Origin of the sequence: Thiohalocapsa marina, assembly GCF_008632335.1 — a bacterium.
Taxonomy (GTDB): Bacteria; Pseudomonadota; Gammaproteobacteria; order Chromatiales; family Chromatiaceae; genus Thiohalocapsa; species Thiohalocapsa marina.
Window position 1 is genome coordinate 25,872 of sequence record NZ_VWXX01000031.1, and the last position, 22,780, is coordinate 48,651.

At 67.9% G+C, this 22,780-nt stretch carries 23 protein-coding genes and 1 tRNA gene; 11 read left to right on the top strand and 13 right to left on the bottom strand.

What is annotated here, in order from left to right:
- Positions 1-57 precede the first annotated feature (57 nt).
- From F2Q65_RS15350 to rpsU, 5 genes are all read right to left on the bottom strand, one after another.
- A tRNA-Ile gene (locus F2Q65_RS15350) sits at positions 58-134 on the bottom strand.
- Between the two features lie 203 nt (positions 135-337).
- The gene (gene rpoD / locus F2Q65_RS15355) at positions 338-2,170 is read right to left on the bottom strand and encodes an RNA polymerase sigma factor RpoD (RefSeq protein WP_150094293.1); all 1,833 of its coding nucleotides are present in this window, start codon (positions 2,168-2,170) and stop codon (positions 338-340) included.
- A gap of 274 nt (positions 2,171-2,444) precedes the next feature.
- Positions 2,445-4,199, bottom strand: coding sequence for a DNA primase (dnaG, locus tag F2Q65_RS15360; RefSeq protein ID WP_150094294.1), 1,755 nt, complete (start codon positions 4,197-4,199; stop codon positions 2,445-2,447).
- A gap of 63 nt (positions 4,200-4,262) precedes the next feature.
- Positions 4,263-4,706 (bottom strand): GatB/YqeY domain-containing protein, encoded by a 444-nt coding sequence (locus F2Q65_RS15365; protein WP_150094295.1) that lies wholly within the window; start codon positions 4,704-4,706, stop codon positions 4,263-4,265.
- A 75-nt stretch (positions 4,707-4,781) separates the two neighbouring features.
- Positions 4,782-4,997 (bottom strand): 30S ribosomal protein S21, encoded by a 216-nt coding sequence (gene rpsU, locus F2Q65_RS15370; protein ID WP_150094296.1) that lies wholly within the window; start codon positions 4,995-4,997, stop codon positions 4,782-4,784.
- 131 nt (positions 4,998-5,128) lie between these two features.
- Here rpsU and tsaD point away from each other — a divergent pair, with 131 nt between their 5' ends.
- Positions 5,129-6,154, top strand: coding sequence for a tRNA (adenosine(37)-N6)-threonylcarbamoyltransferase complex transferase subunit TsaD (tsaD, locus tag F2Q65_RS15375; protein WP_150094297.1), 1,026 nt, complete (start codon positions 5,129-5,131; stop codon positions 6,152-6,154).
- 52 nt (positions 6,155-6,206) lie between these two features.
- Here the strand turns inward: tsaD and plsY are convergent, their stop codons facing one another.
- Positions 6,207-6,833: a glycerol-3-phosphate 1-O-acyltransferase PlsY gene (gene plsY, locus F2Q65_RS15380; RefSeq protein WP_150094298.1), complete on the bottom strand. Its 627-nt coding sequence runs from the start codon at positions 6,831-6,833 to the stop codon at positions 6,207-6,209.
- 171 nt (positions 6,834-7,004) lie between these two features.
- On the opposite strand from plsY, the gene folB reads away from it, so the two are divergent.
- Positions 7,005-7,361 carry a dihydroneopterin aldolase gene (gene folB / locus F2Q65_RS15385; protein WP_150094299.1) on the top strand — a complete coding sequence of 119 codons (357 nt, stop codon included), beginning with the start codon at positions 7,005-7,007 and terminating at the stop codon, positions 7,359-7,361.
- Positions 7,330-7,902: a 2-amino-4-hydroxy-6-hydroxymethyldihydropteridine diphosphokinase gene (gene folK / locus F2Q65_RS15390; RefSeq protein ID WP_342782251.1), complete on the top strand. Its 573-nt coding sequence runs from the start codon at positions 7,330-7,332 to the stop codon at positions 7,900-7,902. The genes folB and folK overlap by 32 nt, the downstream gene beginning before the upstream one ends.
- A gap of 16 nt (positions 7,903-7,918) precedes the next feature.
- Here folK and F2Q65_RS15395 read toward each other — a convergent pair whose 3' ends face one another.
- Together F2Q65_RS15395 and F2Q65_RS15400 are read right to left on the bottom strand one after the other, a co-directional pair.
- Positions 7,919-8,410, bottom strand: coding sequence for a DUF2452 domain-containing protein (locus tag F2Q65_RS15395; protein ID WP_150094300.1), 492 nt, complete (start codon positions 8,408-8,410; stop codon positions 7,919-7,921).
- A 68-nt stretch (positions 8,411-8,478) separates the two neighbouring features.
- Positions 8,479-9,249, bottom strand: a complete 771-nt coding sequence (locus F2Q65_RS15400; protein ID WP_150094301.1) for a pteridine reductase — start codon at positions 9,247-9,249, stop codon at positions 8,479-8,481.
- Positions 9,250-9,317: 68 nt separating this feature from the next.
- Here F2Q65_RS15400 and F2Q65_RS15405 point away from each other — a divergent pair, with 68 nt between their 5' ends.
- Entirely contained in the window at positions 9,318-10,532 is a 1,215-nt protein-coding gene (locus tag F2Q65_RS15405; protein WP_150094302.1) for a class I SAM-dependent methyltransferase, read from the top strand.
- 61 nt (positions 10,533-10,593) lie between these two features.
- On the opposite strand, the gene F2Q65_RS15410 is transcribed toward F2Q65_RS15405, so the two are convergent.
- The gene (locus tag F2Q65_RS15410; protein ID WP_150094303.1) at positions 10,594-11,523 is read right to left on the bottom strand and encodes a complex I NDUFA9 subunit family protein; all 930 of its coding nucleotides are present in this window, start codon (positions 11,521-11,523) and stop codon (positions 10,594-10,596) included.
- Positions 11,524-11,735: 212 nt separating this feature from the next.
- Here F2Q65_RS15410 and F2Q65_RS15415 point away from each other — a divergent pair, with 212 nt between their 5' ends.
- Complete coding sequence (locus F2Q65_RS15415; RefSeq protein WP_150094304.1) at positions 11,736-12,542, top strand: sulfite exporter TauE/SafE family protein; 807 nt, start codon at positions 11,736-11,738, stop codon at positions 12,540-12,542.
- 34 nt (positions 12,543-12,576) lie between these two features.
- Here the strand turns inward: F2Q65_RS15415 and F2Q65_RS15420 are convergent, their stop codons facing one another.
- Positions 12,577-13,437: a hypothetical protein gene (locus tag F2Q65_RS15420; RefSeq protein WP_150094305.1), complete on the bottom strand. Its 861-nt coding sequence runs from the start codon at positions 13,435-13,437 to the stop codon at positions 12,577-12,579.
- 90 nt (positions 13,438-13,527) lie between these two features.
- Complete coding sequence (locus F2Q65_RS15425) at positions 13,528-15,513, bottom strand: lytic transglycosylase domain-containing protein (RefSeq protein WP_150094306.1); 1,986 nt, start codon at positions 15,511-15,513, stop codon at positions 13,528-13,530.
- Positions 15,514-15,773: 260 nt separating this feature from the next.
- On the opposite strand from F2Q65_RS15425, the gene F2Q65_RS15430 reads away from it, so the two are divergent.
- From F2Q65_RS15430 to F2Q65_RS15445, 4 genes are all read left to right on the top strand, one after another.
- Positions 15,774-16,238, top strand: a complete 465-nt coding sequence (locus F2Q65_RS15430) for a hypothetical protein (protein WP_150094307.1) — start codon at positions 15,774-15,776, stop codon at positions 16,236-16,238.
- 131 nt (positions 16,239-16,369) lie between these two features.
- Positions 16,370-16,639 (top strand): hypothetical protein, encoded by a 270-nt coding sequence (locus tag F2Q65_RS15435; protein WP_150094308.1) that lies wholly within the window; start codon positions 16,370-16,372, stop codon positions 16,637-16,639.
- Between the two features lie 148 nt (positions 16,640-16,787).
- The gene (locus F2Q65_RS15440; protein ID WP_150094309.1) at positions 16,788-18,368 is read left to right on the top strand and encodes a peptide chain release factor 3; all 1,581 of its coding nucleotides are present in this window, start codon (positions 16,788-16,790) and stop codon (positions 18,366-18,368) included.
- Between the two features lie 32 nt (positions 18,369-18,400).
- Positions 18,401-19,471, top strand: coding sequence for a phosphoglycerate mutase (locus F2Q65_RS15445; RefSeq protein WP_150094310.1), 1,071 nt, complete (start codon positions 18,401-18,403; stop codon positions 19,469-19,471).
- A 58-nt stretch (positions 19,472-19,529) separates the two neighbouring features.
- On the opposite strand, the gene ybaK is transcribed toward F2Q65_RS15445, so the two are convergent.
- Both ybaK and F2Q65_RS15455 read right to left on the bottom strand, forming a co-directional pair.
- Positions 19,530-20,009, bottom strand: a complete 480-nt coding sequence (ybaK, locus tag F2Q65_RS15450; RefSeq protein ID WP_150094311.1) for a Cys-tRNA(Pro) deacylase — start codon at positions 20,007-20,009, stop codon at positions 19,530-19,532.
- Between the two features lie 3 nt (positions 20,010-20,012).
- Positions 20,013-20,612 (bottom strand): DUF938 domain-containing protein, encoded by a 600-nt coding sequence (locus tag F2Q65_RS15455; protein WP_150094312.1) that lies wholly within the window; start codon positions 20,610-20,612, stop codon positions 20,013-20,015.
- 270 nt (positions 20,613-20,882) lie between these two features.
- Between F2Q65_RS15455 and F2Q65_RS15460 the strand changes: the two genes are divergently transcribed.
- Together F2Q65_RS15460 and F2Q65_RS15465 are read left to right on the top strand one after the other, a co-directional pair.
- Positions 20,883-22,025, top strand: a complete 1,143-nt coding sequence (locus tag F2Q65_RS15460; RefSeq protein WP_150094313.1) for a hypothetical protein — start codon at positions 20,883-20,885, stop codon at positions 22,023-22,025.
- Positions 22,022-22,606: a hypothetical protein gene (locus F2Q65_RS15465; protein ID WP_150094314.1), complete on the top strand. Its 585-nt coding sequence runs from the start codon at positions 22,022-22,024 to the stop codon at positions 22,604-22,606. Before F2Q65_RS15460 ends, F2Q65_RS15465 begins: the two co-directional genes overlap by 4 nt.
- The last annotated feature ends 174 nt before the right edge of the window (positions 22,607-22,780 follow it).

Genomic DNA, 22,780 nt, shown 5'->3' on the forward strand with positions numbered 1-22,780 from the left:
AGTTCCAGTGTTTCTGACTGTACCGAAATTGTACCTTTGGGACAATTTGGCGGTAGATGGTGGGCCCAGCAGGACTTGAACCTGCGACCTACCGATTATGAGTCGGCTGCTCTAACCAACTGAGCTATAGGCCCTTTTCTGATTTTACCTTCGCAAGCCAAGGCCTCGAAGGTGGTAATTCTAACGCTTCCTTCGGGCCTCGACTAATCGATTATGAGTCCTCTGCTCTAACCGCTGAGCTAGCGGCCCGATATGCGGCAGATACTTCTGCCGTCGCTGCGCTATCCGTGGATCAACGGTAGGCGCGTTGCGGACGGCAGGCAGTCGATCGGCAGGGTCAGTCGGAGTCGAGGAAACTGCGCAGCTTTTCCGACCGGGTGGGGTGGCGTAGCTTGCGCAGGGCCTTGGCCTCGATCTGGCGGATGCGCTCGCGGGTGACATCGAACTGCTTGCCGACTTCCTCGAGGGTATGGTCGGTGTTCATGTCGATGCCGAAGCGCATGCGCAACACCTTGGCCTCGCGGGAGGTCAGGCTGGCGAGCATGTTCTGGGTGGACTCGCGCAGGCCGGCGGCGGTGGCAGAGTCGACCGGGGAGATGACGCCGGCGTCCTCGATGAAGTCGCCCAGATGCGAGTCTTCGTCGTCGCCGATCGGGGTCTCCATGGAGATCGGCTCCTTGGCGATCTTTAGCACCTTGCGCACCTTTTCCTCGGGCATCTCCATGCGCTCGGCCAGTTCCTCCGGCGTCGCTTCGCGGCCCATCTCCTGGATCATTTGCCGCGAGATGCGGTTGAGCTTGTTGATGGTCTCGATCATGTGCACCGGGATGCGGATGGTGCGTGCCTGATCGGCGATGGAGCGGGTGATGGCCTGGCGAATCCACCAGGTGGCGTAGGTGGAGAATTTGTAGCCACGGCGGTATTCGAACTTGTCCACGGCCTTCATCAGGCCGATGTTGCCCTCCTGGATCAGGTCCAGGAACTGCAGCCCGCGGTTGGTGTACTTCTTGGCGATGGAGATCACCAGGCGCAGGTTGGCCTCGACCATCTCCTTCTTGGCGCGGCGGGCCTTGGCCTCGCCGATAGACATTTTGCGGTTGGTCTCTTTGATCTCGCTGATGGTGAGCACGTTCTCGCGCTCCAGCTCCTGCAGCCGGCGCTGCGCCCGGCGCACGTCCGCTTCCACCTCTGCCAGGCGCGCCGAGTAGGGCTTGCCGGCCTCGATCTGGGTGGTGATCCAGTCCGGATTGGTCTCGTTGTCCGGGAAGGAGGCGATGAAGTCCTTGCGCGGCATGCCGGCGGTGTCGACGCACAGGCCCATGATGGTGCGTTCCTGGGCGCGGATCCGCTCGATGGTCTGCCGCAGGAGTTCAACCAGCTCGTTGAAGATGTTGGCCACCAGCTTGAACTGCAGGAACTGCTCCGACACCGCCTCCATGGCCTGGCGCGAGCGCGTGTCGTCGCGTCCGTATTCCTTCAACAGCGCGACGAAGGCGTCGAAGTTCTCTCGCAGCTGGGCGACGCGGCGGGCCACTTCCTCGGGATCCGGGCCGGTGTCCACCGCCTCTGCCTCGTCGTCGTCGGCATCCTCGTCGCTGTCGGCATCGTCGTTGCGGCTGGCCTCGGACTTGACCACGGGTACCGCAACCTCGTCGTCGGTATCGGCAAAACCGGAGATCACGTCAGTCAGGCGTCGCTCCTCGCGGGCCACCTGGTCGAAAATCTCCAGCAGGTGCTCCACGGTGCGCGGGTAGATGGACAGCGCGGAGAGCACCTGATTGAGCCCTTCCTCGATGCGCTTGGCGATGCGCAGTTCGCCCTCGCGGGTCAGCAGTTCCACCGTGCCCATCTCGCGCATGTACATGCGCACCGGATCGGTGGTGCGGCCGAACTCGCTGTCGACGGACGCCAGCGCCGCGGCGGCGGCCTCGGCGGCTTCGTCATCGGCCACGGCCGAGTCGTTGCTGAGGGAGTCGATTTCGGCTGGTGCGGTCTCGTGTACAGTGATCCCCATATCGTTGATCATGCGCACGATGTCTTCGATCTGCTCTGGCTCGATGATGCCGTCGGGCAGGTGGTCGTTGACCTCGCTGTAAGTCAGAAACCCCTGCTCCTTGCCTTTGGCAATCAGTTGCTTGAGCTGCGAAGCCTGTTGCTGTTGTTGATCCATGCGGGTACCTGCTGGACGAAGCGTGGAGATGTCGGGCTATCCAGGTTGCCCTGCCGCCGGCGAACTCGCCAAATTATCAAAGTATAGACAAGTTTTCCATATGCAATAACCCTGAGGCCGATTGGCAACAACCGCAGTTGCCCCACGATGGTTTGACGCCATCGTGTCAGATCGAAGCCGTCCCTCAGGGAAACGCTGATTTATTCAGCATTTCCCGTGCGGGGCAGGAGGCCCTGCTGATTTCTGGCCAGGATGGCCAAAAATCAGCGTCTCCTCAGGAGGCGGGGCGTTGCGCACGCAGGGCGCGCTGCCGACGTTCCTGGGCGGCATCGGTGTTCAGGCGGGCCAACGCACCGACGAACTCGGCCGCACGGCCATCTGCTGGAATATGATCGATGAGCGCGGAATCCGAGAGGCGGGCGATGATTTTCTCCTGCTCGGTACCATCCCAGCGCGCGCGCAGCGCGGCCGGGGTGATCTCGGGGTCGGCGGCGATCATGTCCAGCAGTTCCCGCAGCAGCGCGATGCCGGGATTGTCGATCTCCTGCCAGTCCGCCGGCAGTTCGCGGGCGCGGGGGGCCAGGGCTGGGTCGTGCAGCAGCATGGCGATGGCGCGGCGCAGCGGGGTCGTGGCCACCGGCTGGCCGGCCTGGGCCGGCATGTGGCGACGGCGTCGGGGGCGCCCCTGCGCGTCGGCCCGGGTCCGAGAGGCGGGCGGTGACGCCTGCTCCCGTGCCGGCGTTGTCCGCGGCTGAGCGGAGGCGTCGAAGCCGACCAGTTCCACCAGCCGGGCCTCCAGCAGCGCGCGGAAGGTACCGGCGGGCATGTCGTCGAGCAGCGCGCGTGCCTGGGCGTCGAGGGCGGCTCGACCCTCGGCGGTGTTCAGGTCCAGCGGCCCGGTCAGATGCTGGAACAGCACGTCGGACAGCAGGGCCGCATGGCTCAGGCGCGCCTCGAAGGCAGCGCAGCCCTCCTTGCGGATCAGGGAGTCCGGGTCCTCGCCGTCGGGCAGGAAGAGGAAGCGGACCGGTCGTTCACCCGTCGCCAGGGGTAGGGCGGTCTTCAGTGCCTTCCAGGCCGCGGCCCGGCCCGCCCGGTCGCCGTCGAAGCAGAACACCAGTTCCGGTGCCACGCGCAGCAGGCGTTTCACATGGTCGGTGGTCGTGGCGGTGCCCAGGGTGGCGACGGCGTACGGGATGCCGAACTGGGCCAGCGCGATCACGTCCATGTAGCCTTCCACCACCAGCACGCGCGGCGGCGCACGCTCGGCCTGCTGGGCCTCGTACAGGCCGTAGAGTTCCCGGCCCTTGTGGAAGACGGCCGTTTCCGGAGAGTTGAGGTATTTGGGCTCGCCGTTGTCCAGTACCCGTCCGCCGAAGCCGACAACGCGCCCGCGCCGGTCGCGAATGGGAAACATCAGGCGGTGGCGAAAGCGGTCATAGCGCTTGCCGTCGCGGTCGGTCAGCAGACCGGCATCCACCAGCGTTGCGTCGTCGTTCGGGTGGTCTGGCTGGGTGCGCAGGTGGCTGCGCAGGAAGTTCCAGCCCGCGGGGGCGTAGCCCAGGCCGAAGCGTCTGGCGATCTCGCCGCTGAGTCCGCGTCGCTTGAGGTAGGCAATGGCCTCGCCCGCCTGCGGATGCTCGCGGAATTGCCGGCGGTACAGGTCTGCGGCCTGTTCCAGTACAGCGTACAGCGGCGATGGGTCGGGTCCCTTTTCCATCGCGATGCCGGCGTCGGGCAGTTCCATGCCCGCCTGCCGCGCCAGTTCCTCGATGGCCTCGGGGAAGCTGAGCCGATCGTGTTCGAGCAGGAAGTCGATGGCGTTGCCATGGGCGCCGCAGCCGAAGCAGTGATAGAACTGCTTCTCGGCGCTGACAGTGAAGGAGGGCGTCTTCTCGTTGTGGAACGGACAGCGGGCCTGGTATTCCTTGCCCGACTTGCGCAACTGCACGCGCTGCCCGACGATCTCGACGAGATCGACACGGGCGAGAAGACGTTCCCGGTAATCTGGCGTGACCTGGCCGATCATGGACGCGGATCCAACTGCCTGCCCCTTGGGCTCAGCATAGCGCGTCCCGGCGGGAATGGGTGACTAGCCGGTCAGGCGTGCCTTGACCTGCTTGCTGACTGCGGCCATGTCCGCGCGGCCCTGCATCTGCGGCTTGAGGATGGCCATGACCTTGCCCATGTCCTGCATGGCGGCGGCGCCGGTGGCGGTGACCGCATCGTCGATCATGCCGGCGATCTCGGCGTCGCTCAGGGCCGCAGGCAGGTAGCCCTGGCAGATCTCCACCTCGAACCGCTCCTGTTCCGCCAGGTCCTGGCGGCCGGCGGCCTCGTACTGGGCGATGGAGTCGCGACGCTGCTTCAGCATCTTGTCCAGCACCACCAGCACCTGGGTGTCGTCGAGCTCGATGCGCTCATCGACCTCGCGCTGCTTGATTGCTGCGTTGATCAGCCGGATCACGCCCAGGCGGGGCTTGTCACCGGACTTCATCGCGGCCTTCATATCGTCCTGCAGGCGCTGCTTCAGCATGCTGTCACTCTGACTTCTAATCTGGCGCTCACTCTGGCCGTCGCCCGACGGATGCGGGCAGTGATCTGCAGCGGGCTAGAATGGGCGTTCCCAGCGACGCGCCTCGCGAGAGAGCTTCTTGTGATGACGCTTCACGGCGGCGGCTTTCTTCCGCTTGCGCTCGGAGGTGGGCTTCTCGTAGAACTCGCGGCGGCGGACTTCGGCGAGCACGCCGGCCTTCTCACAGGAGCGCTTGAATCGACGCAGAGCGACTTCGAACGGCTCGTTCTCTTTGACGCGAACGCTTGGCATGTAGAATCCTTGGATGTTGCGTAGTACCGACGTTGCGGATCGGCTGGGACGATGGAATACAGACAATCCCGCATTATAGAGTCGGCAACAGCGCCGATGCAACCGCCACACACGTCAACTGGAGAAGCCCGATGCGCGTTCTCGGAATCGAAACCTCGTGCGACGAGACCGGCGTCGCCCTGTACGACAGCGACCGCGGTCTGATCGGGCAGGCGGTCTACAGCCAGATCGAACTGCATGCGGCCTATGGCGGCGTGGTGCCGGAGCTGGCATCGCGGGACCATGTGCGCAAGCTGCTGCCGCTGTTGCAGGAGGTGCTCGAGCAGGCCGGCGTGCGGCCCCGGGAGATCGACGGCGTGGCCTACACCGCGGGGCCGGGGCTGGTGGGCGCCCTGCTGGTGGGGGCCGGTGTCGGCCGCAGCCTGGCCTGGGTCTGGCAGAAGCCGGCGGTGGGCGTGCATCACATGGAGGGCCACCTGCTGGCGCCCCTGCTGGAAGAGCCCGCGCCGAGCTTCCCGTTCGTGGCGCTGCTGGTGTCCGGCGGCCATACCCAGCTGGTGGAGGTGGAGGCGGTGGGTCGCTACCGACTGCTCGGGGAGTCTGTCGACGACGCCGCCGGCGAGGCCTTCGACAAGACCGCCAAGATCCTTGATCTGCCCTATCCCGGGGGGCCGGAACTGGCCCGTCTCGCCGAGCGGGGCGACCCCGGGCGGTATCGCTTTCCGCGGCCGATGACTGACCGGCCCGGTCTCGATTTCAGCTTCAGCGGGCTGAAGACCTACACGCTCAACGCGCTGCGCGAGGAACTGGCCGCCCGCGACGACCGGGAACAGACCCGCGCGGATGTCGCCCGCGCCTTCGAAGAGGCGGTGGTGGACACACTGGTGATCAAGTGCCGCCGGGCAGTGCGGGAGATGCGCGTCGGCACGCTGGTGCTGGCCGGCGGCGTCAGTGCCAATCGGCGGTTGCGCGAGCGCATGGAGCGGATGATGCGGGACGAGGGCGGCCGCGCCTACTATCCCCGGCCGGCGCTGTGCACCGACAACGGCGCCATGATCGCCTTCGCCGGCTACCAGCGGCTGGCCGCGGGGCAGCACGAGCCGCTGGCGTTCTCGGCCCGCCCGCGCTGGCCCATGGACAGCCTGGCGGCGGTGTGAGCGTCCGGTGCGTGCTGATTTGTGGCCAGGAGGCCTATAGAACAGTGCCTCCTCAGCCGTTGTCGGCGGAGTCCGTGCCGATCCGTCCCTCGTCGCCGCTGAGCAGATTGCGGATGTTGCTGCTGTGGCGGATGAACAGCAGCACGGTGATGATGACCTGCATCAGGATCAGCGCCGGGTCCGGCCTGAACCACCAGACGATGAACGGCGCCAGGGCCATGGACACCAGTGCCGAGGCCGACGAGATCCGGAGCACCTTGGCGACGAACAGCCAGATGCCCGCGACACACAGGCCCACGGGCCAGTACAGCCCGAACTGCACGCCCAGGGCGGTGGCGACGCCCTTGCCGCCGCGAAAGCCGAAGAAGACCGGATACAGGTGCCCGAGAAAGGCCGCCAGGCCGGTCGCCGCCAGCGCCACCGGCGCTGCGCCCAGGGCATGGGCCGCCAGCATGGGCAGCAGCCCCTTGATGCTGTCGCCCAGCAGCGTGATGGCGGCCGCGGGTTTCGCCCGGGCACCGCCGATGCGCAGCACGTTGGTCGCGCCGGGGTTGTTGGAGCCCTGGGTGCGGGGATCCGGCAGGCCCATGAGCCGGCAGACGATGATGGCACTGGATACCGAGCCCAGCAGGTAGGCGCCGATGATCAGGCTCGCGGCAGTCAGGGTTAGGAGTTCCATGGCGACACATTGGACTGGTTGTGGCGCCTGCGGTCAAGGAGCAAAGCGTGTCGGCGACCCACGGACTTGCAAAGTGGTCGGTTGCCGCCACCATTTTCTATTGCCAAAGTTTTCAATTCTGAACGCGCGTTCGGATTTCGCGGGTTGCCCAAGTGTGGAGACGACACCCTGATGGACATCGTATTCGTGCGCGGACTGCGCATCGAGACCGTGATCGGCATCTACGAATGGGAGCAGCAGGTCAAGCAGCCGGTGATCCTCGACATCGAGATGGGCTGCGACGTGGCCCGGGGCGCCGCCACCGATCGCATCGAGGACGCGCTGGACTACAAGGCGGTGTCGAAACGGCTGAAGGCGTTCGTGGGGGAGGCCCGGTTCGGGCTGGTGGAGACCCTGGCGGAGCGCTGCGCGGCCATCATCCGTGAGGAGTTTGGGGTGCCCTGGGTGCGCCTCAGCCTGAACAAGATCGGGGCGGTGTCCGGTGCCGAGGGTGTCGGTGTCATCATCGAACGTGGCCGGCGCGACTGAGCCCTGCCGTGTCGGCGGGGTCCTGGGGCCCCGGGTGCAGCGGACCCAGCGCTGCTGGATCAGTGTCGGCAGCAACCAGGCGCGGGAGTCGTCCATCCGCGCCGGCCTGCAGGCCCTGCGGGCGGCCTTCGGCCCGCTGACGGTATCGCCGGCCTACGAGACCGAGGCGGTGGGCTTTCGCGGTGATCCCTTCCTGAACCTGGTGGTCGGCATCGACACGGCCCTGCCGGTGGGTCAGATCGTTGAGCGCCTGCGCGCCATCGAGGATGCCCAGGGGCGCGTGCGCGGAGTCGACAAGTTCGCCCCCCGCACCCTGGACCTGGATCTGCTCACCCGGGGCGATGCCGTCGGCATCATCGACGGCTACGCGCTGCCCCGAAGGGAGATCCTGGACTATGCCTTCGTGCTTGGTCCGCTAGCGGCGGTGGCGCCGGCGGAGCGACATCCGCTGGATGGCCGGTGCTACGCCGAGCTGTGGCGCCTGATGCAACGCCAGACCGGGCCTTTGCGACGCGCGCGCTGGCAGTTCCAGCCGGCGTGAGCCTGTGGCGCTGGCATCAGCTGTCGGCGGGCAGGCCGCCGATGCGCAGCAGGTCGCTCACCAGCTCGCCGGTATCGTCCGGCCGATCGAGCTGTTCCGCCGGGGTCCAGGAGTAGTCCGTCTCCAGCCGGAAGGAGCCGGCGAAGGTGTCGGGCGGGGCGTCATTCCAATCCTGCGGCGACAGCATCGAGAAGAAGGTGCTGCCGTCCGGCTTGCGATACAGGTGATAGATCTTCCCGGGAATGCGCTTGAAGGCGCACTGCGCGCGGGTCAGTGCCTGTTCGTCATGGGCCTCGTCGAGCACCTTGCGTGCCTCGCTCTGCAACGCCTTGATCTGGTCTGCGATCACGCGCAACTTGGCGGACGTGCGCGCGCTCAGCATGGATTCCGCGCGGGCCAGTTCCTCTGCCAGTTCGGGGGCGTGAAAGGCCGGCGCCAGCCGGCTGACCGGATAGGGCGAGGTGCGTGCGTCGCCTCGGTGCAGGAGTGCCTTGTGCTGTTCGCTCATTCCGCTTGTCTCCGTTTTCGCGGGTTTGAAGTCGGCCGTATCGGCGGCGCGGTGAACCGGGGCCCGGTTCACTGCTGGATGGTGCGCCCGCCGTCCACGGCGATGATCTGTCCGGTGATGTAGGGGGCGTCGCGCACCAGAAACAGCAGGGTGCGGGCGATGTCCGCCGGTGAGCCGGCCCGGCCGAGGGCGGTGCGCGCCAGGATCTCGCGTCGGGCGTCGTCGGACAGCCCCTGTTCCGGCCACAGGATGGCGCCGGGGGCGACGCCGTTGACGCGGACCTCCGGCCCCAGTTCCCCGGCCAGGGCCTTGACCATCATGGCATTGCCGGCCTTGGCCATGGAGTAGATCGGGTGGTCGGTCAGCGGCCGTTCGGCATGGATGTCCACCAGATTGATGATGCAGCCACCCGCCGCCCGCAGCAGCGACGCCGCCGCCTGCGCCAGGAAGAACGGCGCCTTGAGGTTGGCGCCCATGAGCTCGTGCCAGTGGGCCTGGGTGGCCTGGTCCAGCGGCGTCGGGTAGAAGCTTGACGCGTTGTTCACCAGGATGTCCAGCCGCCCGCGGAAGGCGCTGACCGCCTGCATCAGGTGCGCCGGCGCATCGTCATCCAGCAGGTCCGCCTGCACGGTGCGAACGGAGTCGGCCCTGAGGCTGTTCAGGTCCGCAGCCAGTGCCTGCGCCGCCGCCGCGGAGCGCCGGTAATGCAGCACGATGTCGGCCCCCTCGGCGTGCAGCAGCCGGGCGATCTGACCGCCGATGCGCTGGGCGCCGCCGGTGATCAGGGCGACCTTGCCCCGCAGGTCCGTGTTCGGCTCGCTGGTCTGGGCTGGGTTCAAGGGATTCTCCTGAGGTTGTTGTAGACTGCGACCTAATCGACGGCCCGCATCCTGTCATACGGCGCAGCATGAATACCGACACCGACACCGACACCGACACCGACACCGACACCGACGCACAAGCACATGGCCAGCGTCTGGCGCGACTGATCCGCGAGGCGATCGCCGCTGCCGGCGGGGCCATGCCGTTCGATCGCTTCATGGACCTGGCCCTGTATGCCCCGGGGCTTGGCTACTATGTGGCCGGTGCCCCGAAACTGGGGCCGGCGGGCGACTTTGTCACCGCCCCGGAGCTGTCGCCGCTGTTCGGGCGATGCCTCGCCGCGCAATGCAGCGAGGTGCTGGTCGCCCTCGGTGGCGGCGATGTCCTGGAGTTCGGCGCCGGTTCCGGCGCCCTGGCCGCGGAGCTGCTGCCAGCGCTGGCCCGCCTGCGGACCTTGCCGGAGCAGTATCTGATCCTGGAGCCCAGCCCGGATCTGGCCCAGCGTCAGCGGCACCTGCTGGCGCAGCGCATCCCGGAACTGCTGCCCCGGGTGCGCTGGATCGAGACCTTGCCACAGCGCCTGCGTGGCCTGGTCCTGGCCAACGAGGTCATCGACGCCATGCCGGTGCACCGGTTCTGCATCGGCGCCGATGGCGGCGTGCAGGAGGTGCTGGTGGAGGCCGACGGCGACGGTTTTCGCGAGCGCGCCGCCGAGCCCGTGTCAGCGCCGCTGGCGCCCGCCGTGCGCGCGTTGCAGGCGGCGGGGCTGGCCATGTCTACTGGTTACTGTTCCGAGGTCAACCTGCGCGCTGCCCCCTGGATCCAGGCCCTGTCGGCGCGGCTCGAGGCCGGCATGGCGCTGTTGATCGACTATGGCTATCCGCAGGCCGAATACTATCTGCCGGAGCGGCGTTGCGGCACCCTGATGTGCCATTACCGGCACCAGGCCCATGACGATCCCTTTGCCAACATCGGGCTGCAGGACATCACCGCCCATGTGGATTTCACTGCCGTGGCCCGCGCCGGCACCCAGGCCGGGCTGACGCTGGCGGGCTACACCAGCCAGGCGAACTTTCTGCTCGGCTGTGGCATCGACGACCTGATGGCCGAGTTCGCCGACGATCCCATGGCCTTGCTCGACCTCACCGCCGGCGTGAAACAGCTGTTGCTGCCATCGGCCATGGGCGAGCGCTTTCAGGTGCTGGCGCTGACCCGGCACCTGGCGCCCCCGGCCGGCCAGTGGCGGGGCTTCGCATTGCGGGACCTGAGCGACCGCCTGTGGGCCGGGCCCTTGGCCTGAGTCGTCGATTCCGGCCCAGGTATTTGGCCCCGGCATCAGGCCTCGGCTTCGGCCCTCGGTGTTAGTTTTGGGCCCCCAGATAGAGCGGTACCACGGTCTCGATGTCGGTGGGATGGATGCCCAGTTCCAGCAGGCCGTTGCGCTCGCCGCAGACGCTGGGTGTCTGCATCGACAGGTAGTTGTCGCGGGTGAACGGCTTGCCGGGGAGCCTTTCGAACAGCCGCGCCTGGGTGCGTGAGCCCCAGTCGTTGAGGCCTGCCAGCAAGACCCGTTTGCCGATGCGCTGGGCGGTGTATTCCACCAGGGCCTCCAGCGTCAGCACCCGGGGGCCGCACAGGTCAAACCGGCGACCGATGGTGTCTTCACGCTGGATGCTGCGCACCATCGCCTCGGCCACGTCGCCGACCCAGACCGGCGCGAAACGCGCCTCCGGGCAGGCCAGCGGAAACACCCCCGGTGCCAGTTGCAACAGGTCGGCAAAGCGGTTGAAGAAGCTGTCGCCCTGGCCGAAGATCACCGACGGTCGGAAACTGGTCACCGCCAGGCCGCCATCCGCCGGGCCGTCGCCGGCGGCATGGGCAAGATCCTCGCCTTCGCCCTTCGAGCGCAGGTAGGCGCTGCGACCCTGGGCCGCGTCCGCGTTCAGCGCGCTCATGTGCAGCAGTCGCGATACCCCGGCGTCCTGCATGGCGGCCAGGATCGTGCGCACCAGCTCGACGTGGGCGCGCCGAAAGCTGGTGCTGCCGGCCTCGTTGAGGATGCCCACCAGGTTGATGACCAGGTCGCAGTGCTCGAAGCAGGCGCCCAGCCCCTCGCGGCCCAGGCTGTCCAGCGGGTGCAGGTCCACGCCCGGGTAGAGCGCCAGGTCGCGGTGCCGGTGGGGCCTGCGCGTCGGCACGATGCAGTGATACCCTGCACTGTTCAGGTGCCGGAACAGGTGTCGCCCGACAAAGCCGGTGCCCCCAAGGATGCAGGCTGACTGTTGCTTCATGATGTCGCTCGATCTGCAGAATGTTGGCAGACATCCGTCGCGGTCTGGTACCGATGCTGGCGCTGAGCCTGGCGCTGACCTTGGCGCTGATCCTGGCATCGGCCGGGCCGGCACGGACCATGCGAGCGTGATGTCACGGATAGAAAGCTGGCCTATTATGCCCGATTGGTCCGCCGTGTTTGTTTGCCATCTTACCGAGTGAGTTACCGCGTTTGGACAGCTTCTATCTCATTGCCTTCGTGCTCATCGGTGTGATCGCCGGCCTGCTGGCCGGTCTGTTCGGCATCGGCGGTGGCGCCATCATCGTGCCGGCGCTGATCCTGCTGTTCACCGGCATGGGCGAGGCCCACGGCATGACGGCCGACTGGATCCCGCATCTGGCGGTGGCCACGTCGCTGGCCACGGTGGTGGGCAGCGGCAGTGCATCCGCCTGGACGCACCACCGTCGCGGTGCGGTGCAATGGCCGATGTTCGCCAGCCTGGTGCCCGGTCTGCTGATCGGCGCCGCACTGGGGGCCAGCTTCGCCCCCTGGCTGCCGGCCATCTGGCTGCAGCGCCTGTTTGCCCTGTTTCTGCTCTACAACGGCGTGCGCATGCTGTTCGCCACCACCGTCACGGCCATGCGCCCGCTGCCGTCCACCCTGAGGATCGGCGCGGCGGCCTCGGGAATCGGCGCCCTGTCGGCGCTGGTGGGCATCGGTGGCGGCATCCTGATCGTGCCCTTTCTGGCCCGCCACGGCGTCGCCATCCAGCGCGCGGTGGCCACATCCAGCGCCTGCGGCGTTCCGCTGGCCATTGCGGGCAGCATCGGCTTCATGCTCGGTGGCCTGGGCCGCGACGCGCTGCCGACGCTGAGCGTCGGCTTCATCTACTGGCCGGCGGCGCTGGCCATCATGCTGGCCAGCGTGCCCATGGCCACCGTGGGCGCCCGGCTTGCGCACCGCTTGCCCACCGCGACGCTGAAGCGCTTCTTTGGGGTCCTGCTGCTCGGGGTGGGGCTGCGGCTGCTGGTGGGCTGATTGCCGGGGCGATGGTCGGGCGGGGATCGCCGTGCTATCGGGCCGATGCCGGTGGCTGGCCCGACGAAGGCGCGACCGCGCGGTCCAGTTCCTCCAGCCACAGGCGTCGATACAGAAAGACCTGTCCCTGGGGGTCGCGCAGCACCAGGCGTCCTTGATGCTGGGCCATGTCGTAGGGCCGGGCGATGTCGGTGCTGGGGTCGTAGAGCACGACACGCTCGCCCCGTTGCTGAATCAAGCCGTCCACGAAGCCGCCGTGGGGCGCGTAGAGCCGGAACCGGTGCGCCTGCACGATGAGCAGCCCGCCCAGGCGTCCCTCCCAGAGCCCGTCCAGCGTCGTGTGCTGCCAGCCGGCGCCCTGGGGCAGTTGCGGCATCATCTGCGACATGGAGTCCAGCATCGATCCGGCGCCGGGCAGCTGCTCCATCATGTCCTGCATGGCCGTGCCTGCGGCCGGCTTCATGGCACTTGGAAGGGCATCGGACGCACCGGCGATAGTATTGGGGATGGCGCCGGGCATCCAGGGATTAAAGCCGAACGGGGTCTGCCCCATCTGTCCTAGACCGGGCATCATGCCCTGGGCCATGCCGGGCATGGCTCCGGCGCCCAGGCCGCTCATGGCGGCGACCCGGTCTCCGGCGTCGTCGAGAAAGCCCATGGCCTCCATCATCCGCGCCATGGCATCGGCCATGGTGGCGCGGGGGCTGCCGTCGTCGGCCTGTGCCGCCGACGGCGCGGTGAGCAGGGGCAGCAGCAGCGCCAGCAGCAGACCGGGCAGCAGACCAGGCAGCAGGACCCGTAACAGGGCCGGCAGCCGGTCTGGCGGTGGCGGGACGCGCCCTGTGCTGTGTCGACAGGAGGGTTCGGGGCGACCGGAGTGCATGGTGGTGGACATGGAGGACGATTGCGCTGGGATGGGTGAGGGCGTGCCGGGGAGAGCAGCCCGGCTCGGCTGTGACACCGTCAGGCCCGCTTGGGGCACGGATCAAGACTCGTCAGCATAACAAAACCGTTCGGTCTCCAGGCAGGCCACCGGCGACAGCAGCGCATCCAGGCTGAAGTCGGTCTGGCCGAGCCGGTGGGCGTAGATGACGCGATAGGTGAGCACGCGCCGGACGTAGTCGCGGGTCTCGCGATAGGGGATCCGTGTCAACCACAGATCCGCCGCCATGGGCTCAGACGGCAGCCAGCGCCGAACGGCGTTGGGTCCGGCGTTGTAGGCGGCGGTGGCCAGCAGGGTGTTGCCGCCGAAGCGCGCGCGCATGGCCGCCAGATAGCGGGCGCCCAGGGCGACGTTCAGCACCGGATCGGTCAGGTCCTGGTGCGATGGTGCCGCCAGACCGGCGTTGCGCGCCATCTCCCGCGCGGTGGCGGGCATGAGCTGCATGAGTCCGACGGCGCCGGCGGGTGATGCGATGTCCGCATCGAAGGCGCTCTCCTGGCGCATGACCGCATGGAGCCAGTCCGGCGGCAGCCCCTGTTGCCGAGCAACCACTTCGACCAGCCGCTGCTGCGGCAGCGGAAAGCGCAGATCCATGTCGTCCCAGTAGCCGGCACGGGCTAGGGTGAAGATGGATTCGGTCACCAGGCCGAGGCGGTCCGCGAAGGCCGCGGCGGTGATCAACGCCTGGGTGGTCATCGGGCGGGTGAGTTCGCGCCATTCGCGGGCCACGTCCGCATCGCGTCCGAGCCGCTGCAGCTCGGCGATGCGCGCGGCCGTGGGCGAGGCAAGCAACGCGTCCAGCAAGGCCGGGTCGACGGGCGCCGGCCGATGTGCGATGGCCGGTGCATGGCCGACCCGCTCTGCCGCCAGGAAGCCCCATAGGCTGCGTGCGGACGCGGCGCGTTCGAAGGCCTGATCCGCCGCTGCCGTGTCGCCGAGTTCGCTCAGCGCCCGGCCGCGCCAGTAGTGCCACTCGCCCTCGTCATCGGCGTCGGGCGGCAGCTGCGCGACCCAGGCCGCCAGTTCGGGCCAGGCCTCCAGGCGCAGGGCCGCCCGCAGGCGCCTCAGCTGGCGATCCAGGTTGTCCGGGCGCGGATGCAGGCGCTGCAGATAGCGTAGCGCCGCGGGGTCGTCGGCATTCGCCAGCGCCACGCCGATGGCCAGATGGACGCGCTCCTGCGCCTGCGGCGGGATCTGGATCCGGTTCGGGGGTGGATCGGCGGCGACCTGTGTGGGCCGGGGCGTAGACGTGGAGGCGGTGTCGAGCCACGGCTGCGAAACGGCGATGGCCAGGGCCGGATCCTGCCGGGCGAGCCGCTCGATGCCGTGGGCCAGGATGGCTGCGCGCTGCTCTGCAGCGTCCGGCAGGCTCAGCGCTGCGATCTGCTGTGGCTGCGCATGGACAAGGAGCAGGCTGTCGAGCCAGGGCCGCTGGGCTGCGGGCAGATAGCGCTGCTGAAAACGCGCCGTGCCGACATTGTCGCGCTCGAGGGTCAGCTGAATGCGCTGCCAGACCAGTTCCGGAGCGAGCTTGCCGGCCGCGGACCAGGCGGCAAACAGCGGATCGCAGGCCGTCGGCAGGTCCTTGCCGGTGAGGTAGAGCGCATCAAGCCCGTCGAAGGCGGCCTCGGCCCGGCCCGTGGCCAGCAAGGCCCGGCGGTAGAGGCAGGCGCGGGTCTCGGAGCCGTTGTCTACATAGGCGTCGATGTACCCCTGCCAGCGCCCCTCCCGCGCCAGGCGCTTGAGCCACTGCAGGCGCAGCCGTTCGCCGGGTGCTGTGCCCTGCCAACGCGACAGGAAGGCCTCGACTTCGGCCCCGAATTCAGCTCCGGCTTCGGCCTCGGCCGCGCGATCCAGCCGCGCCAGCAGGTCGGACAGCTGCAGGTAAGGCAGCAGCGGATGCTCGGTCAGGCCGGCGAGCAGGGTGTCGAATCGGGCGTGGTCGCCATCCGCCAGCGCCTGCTCTGCGGCCAGAAAGTCGGCGCGGGCGTCCGTCGTCGGCTGGGGCGTGGACGCTGCCGCCGGCATCAACAGTGGCGCCGACAGCAGTAGGCAGCGCAGCAGCCAGCTGGATGCAGGCCGCGGCCGTCTGGTGGTTTGCCGCCGTAGCCGAAACCGGCCCCCTGCCCGCCAGCCGGCTGGACGGGGGGGCGTGTCGGGTATATTGTCGCCCCAGTTGTCACGGCAGGCAGTCATGCCCATTCTCCCCATATCGCCCGGGTCGTGACGCCGGTTCCCGGTCCGGCGTGAAGACCCTCATCCCGCGGTTCACAATGCAGGAGCATCGTATGTCGGATCTGGCCGATCAGTTCTGTTCCGAGACCCTGGCGAGTTCGTCCCAGGCCGAGCGTGATGCGCTCATCGACGCCTATGCCGCCAGCGGCCGGATCATTGCCCAGTACCGCATGGATCAGGCCGGCGGGCAGATGGACTTCGACGGCCGTCTCGACGGCTACTGGCCGGGCGAGGAGGGCCGTGTGCTGCTGTTTGCCGACTACAGCGCCATGCTGATGGTGCTGTCGGACCTGCAGCACAGTGTCGATCTCACCACCCTCGCGGCGCCTTCCAGCGACGAGGAGTTTCGCAGCCTATCGCAACTGCTGGCGTTGACCTCGCCGGGTCTGCAACGCCGGTCCGTTCAGACCGCGCCTGCCACCGGCACTGCCGGGTCATCTGGCACGCTGTTCATGGGGCCGACGGAGATCAGCGGCGGTGCACATGGGCTGCGCTACCGCCCGGTGCTGTCGCGGTGATCCGGCCAGGTCGACACGGCGAAGCGTCATCAGGCCTCGGATGGTAGGCCGCCATGGTCGTACGGCACAACGTAAACTGAGCCCAGCGCCTATACTTCAGCAACGTGGTCGGCGACCATAGGAGCACGGCATTGTACCAATTGAAGAAACGCGGGCACCTGTATCTGTACCGGGTGGAATACGGCGAAGAGTCAGCAGTGGCGCGCATCATCGTGCGCAGTGATGCGGCCGGCACCGAGGGGTTGTTCCTGGTGAAGCAGGACGGATCCCTGGAACCCGCGGACGATCGAGCCGGATTCGGTCCGAACGCGCTGAACCCGAACGGCCTTTGGCCGAGTCCGCCGCGCGAGGCCATCCAGAGTGCGCGAGACATCGCCCGGCAAAAGACCCACGGCACCTGAGATGACGTTGAACCTATCGGCATGTCCGTGACCGTCTTGTACTAGGCATCTTTGGTTTGGACGGACAGCCTGTATGCCGGTGGCATGCTGGGCCGCTCAACCGCTATGATGACCGGCTTTTCTCAGCCTTGATGCCATCCAGGACGCCATGTCTCACCTCGCCGAGCAGCTTGCCAAGCGCCGCACCTTCGCCATCATCTCCCACCCCGACGCGGGCAAGACCACGCTGACGGAAAAACTGCTGCTGTTCGGTGGCGCCATCCAGATGGCGGGCACGGTCAAGGGGCGCAAGGCGGCGCGTCATGCCACCTCCGACTGGATGGAACTGGAAAAGCAGCGAGGCATCTCGGTGACCTCGTCGGTGATGCAGTTTCCGTATGGCGAGTCCGTCGTCAATCTGCTGGACACGCCGGGCCACGAGGACTTCTCCGAGGACACCTACCGCACCCTGACCGCTGTGGACTCGGCGCTGATGGTCATCGACGCGGCCAAGGGCGTTGAAGACCGCACCATCAAGCTGATGGATGTCTGCCGGTTGCGCGACACGCCGATCCTGACCTTCGTCAACAAGCTCGACCGCGAGGGCCGCGACGCCATCGAGATCCTGGACGAGATCGAGCAGGTGCTGCAGATCCAGTGCGCCCCCGTGACCTGGCCCATCGGCATGGGCAAGCGCTTTCGTGGTGTCTACGACCTGCGCCATGACCGTACCCACCTGTTCAGCGCGACCCATGGTGGCCGGATCCAGACCGGTGAGGTCATCGAGGGCATCGACAACCCGCGCATGGACGAATTGCTGGAGGACCAGGCCGCGGAATTGCGCGATGAAATGGATCTGGTGCAGGGTGCGAGTCACCCGCTGGATCTGGACGCCTATCGGGCCGGCTTGCAGACCCCTGTCTTCTTCGGTTCGGCGATCAACAATTTCGGCGTCAAGGAACTGCTCGACGCCTTCGTCGACTATGCGCCGCCGCCGCGAGCCCGCGCGACCCATGAGCGGGTGGTTGAGCCCGGCGAGGACAAGTTCACCGGCTTCGTGTTCAAGATCCAGGCCAACATGGATCCGGCGCACCGAGATCGGGTGGCCTTTCTGCGGGTCTGTTCCGGCAGTTACAAGCAGGGCATGAAGATGCGCCATGTGCGCATCGGCAAGACGGTGCAGGTGGCCAACGCCATCACCTTCCAGGCCGATGAGCGCAAGCGCGTGGACGAGGCCTGGCCCGGTGACATCATCGGCCTGCACAACCACGGCACCATCCAGATCGGCGACACCTTTACCGAGGGCGAGCACCTGAAGTACGAGGGGGTGCCGTATTTCGCGCCGGAGCTGTTCCGCCGGGTGGTGCTGAAGGATCCGCTGAAGACCAAGGCGCTGCAGAAGGGGGTTGTGCAGCTGTGCGAGGAGGGCGCCACCCAGGTGTTTCGGCCGCTGAAGAACAACGACATCATCCTGGGCGCCGTGGGCATCCTGCAGTTTGATGTGGCCGCCTACCGCCTCAAGGACGAATACGGCGTCGAGGCGGTGGTGGAGCCGGTGAGCGTGCACACTGCCCGCTGGGTGCGTTGCGACGATGCGAAGATGCTCGCCCGCTTCAAGGAGAAGGCCTACGAGAACCTGGCCCTGGATGGCGACGAGCAGCTGGTCTACCTGGCGCCGACCCGGGTCAATCTGCAATTGACCGAAGAGCGCTGGCCGGAGGTCCGCTTCCTGGCGACGCGGGAACTTTGAGGATTGCCTTGCTTGAGCGACGGGAATCGTCAATGAAGTCTGCCGGAAACGACACCACCGTCCTCGAACTGCTGGTACCGGGCCTGCTGGGCCCGGTACCGCCGTCACCCCAGGCGCCGCCGAAGACGCCGGTGCTTGACCGGCTGCTGGCCCGGGGGCGGCCGACGGACTCCCTGGGCGGGGATCTCACGGCGGCCTTGTTGGAGCGCTTCGGGGTCGATGCGAGCGCACCCTATTGTCTGGCGGCGGACGATCCCGAATGGGATCGCGCCGGGTTCTGGATGCACGCCGATCCGGTGCATCTGCGACCGGACCGAGACCTGTTGCGGCTGTTCGATGCCCGGCATCTGGTCATCGGCCAGGACGAGGCGGCTGCCCTGGTGGCGGCGTTCAATGCGCATTTCGCTGCGGATGGTCTGTGGCTGGTGGCACCTGCCGCATCCCGCTGGTATCTGCGTTGCGACTCGGCGCCGGCGCTGCAGACGCAACCGCTGGCGGCGGTGATCGGGCAGCACATCGACGGCTTCCTGCCCGTCGGCGCGGATGCACCCCGCTGGGCGAGCCTGATGAACGAGGCGCAGATGCTGCTGTTCCAGTCGCCGGTGAATCGGCGTCGGGAGGCAGCGGGCCAACCGGCGGTGAACGGCCTCTGGACCTGGGGCGGCGGCCTCTGGCGGCCGCCGACGGCGGCGGATCCGCCGGATCGCGTGCTGGGGGACATGCCGCTGGCGCGGGGGCTGGCCCTTGCCGCCGGGATCCCGCTTCGCGGTGACGATGGGCCGGGACTGGTAGAGGTGGGGGAACTGGCCAAGCTGCTGGATCCGGCGGAGGCGCCCGGGCGCGTGCTGGCGATCTGGCAGGGCCTGCAGGAGGCGCTGCTGGCCCAAGATGAGGCCGCCTGGGCGCAGGCGGCAGAGGCCCTGGACAGGGCACTGCAGCCGGCGCTTGCGGCAATGCGGGCGGGGCGCCTGGCGCGCATCGAGCTCGATGTCTGCGACGGCCGGCGCTGGTCGATCCGGCCGGGGGATCTGCGGCGGTTCCGCATCGGCTGGCCGCGTCGGCCGCGCACCCTGGCCGAGCGCGCTGCGGCGCCGGAGATCTGACACCCAATCCACGCAAGCCGTCGCCGAAAACTGATGGTCGCGGCGCAGCCGCCGTCGGTCACTGGGCGGCATCCACCAGCGTGGGCTGCAGCACGCGTTGCAGGTCATCCATGGCGATGGCGATGATGTAACCGCGCTTGCCGCCGTTGATGTAGATCCGATCGAGCCCGGCGATGGACCGCTCGCAATAGACCGGCATCGGCCTGCGGGTGCCGAAGGGCGAGGTACCGCCCACCTGGTAGCCGGAGTGTCTGTCCGCCACCTTGGGTTCGCAGGGGCGGATGCGTTTTGCGCCAATCTGTTTTGCCAGCTTGCCGGTGGCCACTTCGCGATCGCCATGCATCAGCACGATCAGTGGGCGGGCCTGCTCGTCCTCCATGATCAGGGTCTTGATCACCTGGTGTTCGTCCACACCCAACTGGGCGGCAAACTCCGCTGTGCCGCCGCCGTTGTAGTCGTACGGATACCCCTGGAAGGCAATGCCTTGCGCGCGCAGGACCCGCACCGCCTGGGTCACCGGTTCTTTCTTGCCGGCCATGGCTCAGCGCCGCCGCCAGACCAGGGTCCGGTTGTTCACCGGCATGGCGATGTCTTGCTCCAGCACCAGCCCGGCGGCATCGGCGAAGCGCCGCAGGTCGTCCAGGTCGCGCACGCCGCTGGCGGGATCTTGCTGGCGCAGCATGCGGTCGAAACGGGCGTTGCTGTCGCTGGTGTGGACGCCGCCGTCGCTGAACGGGCCGTAGAGCGCGAACGGCGCCCCCGCGGGCAGCAGTCGGCCGAGGCCGAGAAACAGGCGCTCCATCTGCGGCAGCGACAGGATATGTGCGGTGTTGGCGCTGTAGGCGGCGTCGAAGGTCGTCGCCGGCCAGGGGCCGTCCACGTCCAGCGACAGTGGCGCCGGCAGGTTCGGCAGATTGGCCTCCTGCAACCAAAGCCGGATGCCGGGCAGGGCATCGTCCACATCGCTGCATTGCCAGACGAGATGGGGCATGGCGGCGGCAAAATGCACTGCATGCTGGCCGCTGCCGCTGCCCACCTCAAGCACCTGGCCCACGGTTGCAAACAGGGGTTCGAGCACGGCGAGGATGGGTGCCTTGTTCTCCTCGCTGGCCGGGTAGAAGGGTTTGTGGTCGCTCTGCATGGTGTCACCCTCGGGTGGTCGCAGGGTCTCTGAAAAAGGGGTGGGGGTTGAGTATACTCAGGGCCGGGCATCGGAGCAGGCCGTGAACGTGCGGTTGCGCGGCTCAAGCGGCGAAAGGCTCCGCATGCATCCTCATTCCTTCCCTCGTCAGGCGCCATGCGAACAAGACCGTCCGTCACAGCTTCAGCGTTGATCGTCGCGGCGGGTCTGAGTGCTTGTGCGGGATCCGCGCGGCCGCCTGATCTGTATCGCGTCGATGCACCCGGGCGCGTGCAGACGCCGACACCGATCCCGGCGCCCACCTCCGCGCAAAGAACGTCGGCGGCCAACCCCGGAATCGCCTACAGCGCCGGCGACCGGCTGCGGATGGCCGTGGCGGTGCGCTGTGCGGCGCGGACATTCGACGAGGATCAACTGTCAGCACTGGTGGCGGAACTCCAGGCCCGGGGGGTGCATCCCGGCGAGGCCACCGAGGCCCTGCTGTGGGGTAACTGCGGCCGGCTGGAACGGGTCGTGCGCGAACTGGTTGCCCAGGGCGGGACGGCGGCCATGCCCTGGGTGGTGGAGCGGGCCATCGATATCGCCGGCGGCGAGTCCGCGGTGCTGGTGGATCTGGCGGCCGCGGAAGGCCTGGCCAAGTACCGTCGCGGTGCCGGGCGCGGGGAGTTGACGGGGCGAGGGCGAAAGCCGACCGTCGGCGAGCAGCGGGTGCCGGTGCTGGCGCATTTTCCGCCGCGCCCGCTGCAGCCCTCGGTGCCGGCAGCTGTTCCGGGCTATGGCCTGTACACCCATGTGCTGTTCGCCGGTCCGGCGGCGCAGGCCCGAGGGCGAGGGGTCGACGGGGGTGACGAGCTGCTGCGGGTCATCGAGACCTATGTCCTTGAGGGCGAGTCGCGCGGCCCTGGTCTGGAGTCGGTGGCGGGATCGGGGCCGGACCCGGCGGCGCACACCTTCCTGGTGCCGGTCTATGCCGATGTTCGCGACGCCGGCCTGGTCGAACGCGCCAATGCCGACCTGTCGGCGCAGCTGTTGACGACCCTGGTCGGCTATCTCGATGCAGCCGATCAGCCGGAACTGGCCCGGCGTCTGCGGGCGGGCCGGGGTCCGTTCCTGGTATCCGGACTGGAACCGTCGCTGTTGCCGGGCACGCCCGATGCGGCGCGCATGGTGGTCGATCTGGGCAGCGTCGGCCCGGAGTACATGTACAGCGTGGTGGACGCCTACGACCGCCGCATTGCCCCGGAGCTGCTGGGTCGGCCGGAGAGTCTCATGGCGCTCCGCGACCGGCTGGTCGCGATCTTCCCATCCTCGGCCATCGACGCCCGGGCCGGGGCGCCGGCGGATGACTGGATTGCATTTCTGGGCGGCACGCAGGAGGGCGGCGGCACCGTGGCCGACGCAATGACACCATGATTGGAGTTCGTCTTGGCGGTTTGCTCAAGTTCCTCATCGGCATCCTGCTGCTGCAGGCGGCCACCGCCCTGCTGACCTACACCGCGCTGAAGACCGATCTGCAGCAGACCGCGCTGCTGTTCGGGTCCGTGGCGGTGACCCTCGGGGTCCTGGTGGCGCTCTGGTTCGACTCCGTCATCGGCAATGTCAAGGACCGTACGGTTGCCCGGCAGGAACAGCGGCACCAGCGCGAGCGCGAGAAGCTGCGTCTGCGGGCGGAGCGGGACAAGGCGGAGATCGCGCGTCAGCGCAAGCGGGTGTCGGGTGGCGCGACCCTGAAGACCGGCGCGGCCGTGGGCGGCCTGCTGGGTGTCGGCGTGACCATGATGCTGGCTCAGTTCATGACGCTGGGGTTGTTGACCATCTCCGCGGCCGGCGGCGCTGCCCTGGGTTATGGCGTGCGCGCTCGCCAGGAGCGCCTGACCCGGGCGCGCGAGCAGCGCCAGGCCGAGAAGCTGCTGCTGTCGCAGACCGAACTGCCGGCGCTGGAGCAGGACCCGCCGACGCGGCAGGGCCGCATCAAGCGCAAGCCCTTCCGGTAACCAACGTCAGGGCACCATCAGCGTCACGCCGGGCGGCAACTGGTACGGATCCTCCAACTGCTCGGTTAGCAGACCGTGCCAGGCGAGGCAGAAGTCGATTAGGAACGCGCCCAAAACAAGGTGAACACTGTAGGGCGGATAAGCGAAGCGCATCCGCCGTTGTGGCCTGTGGCG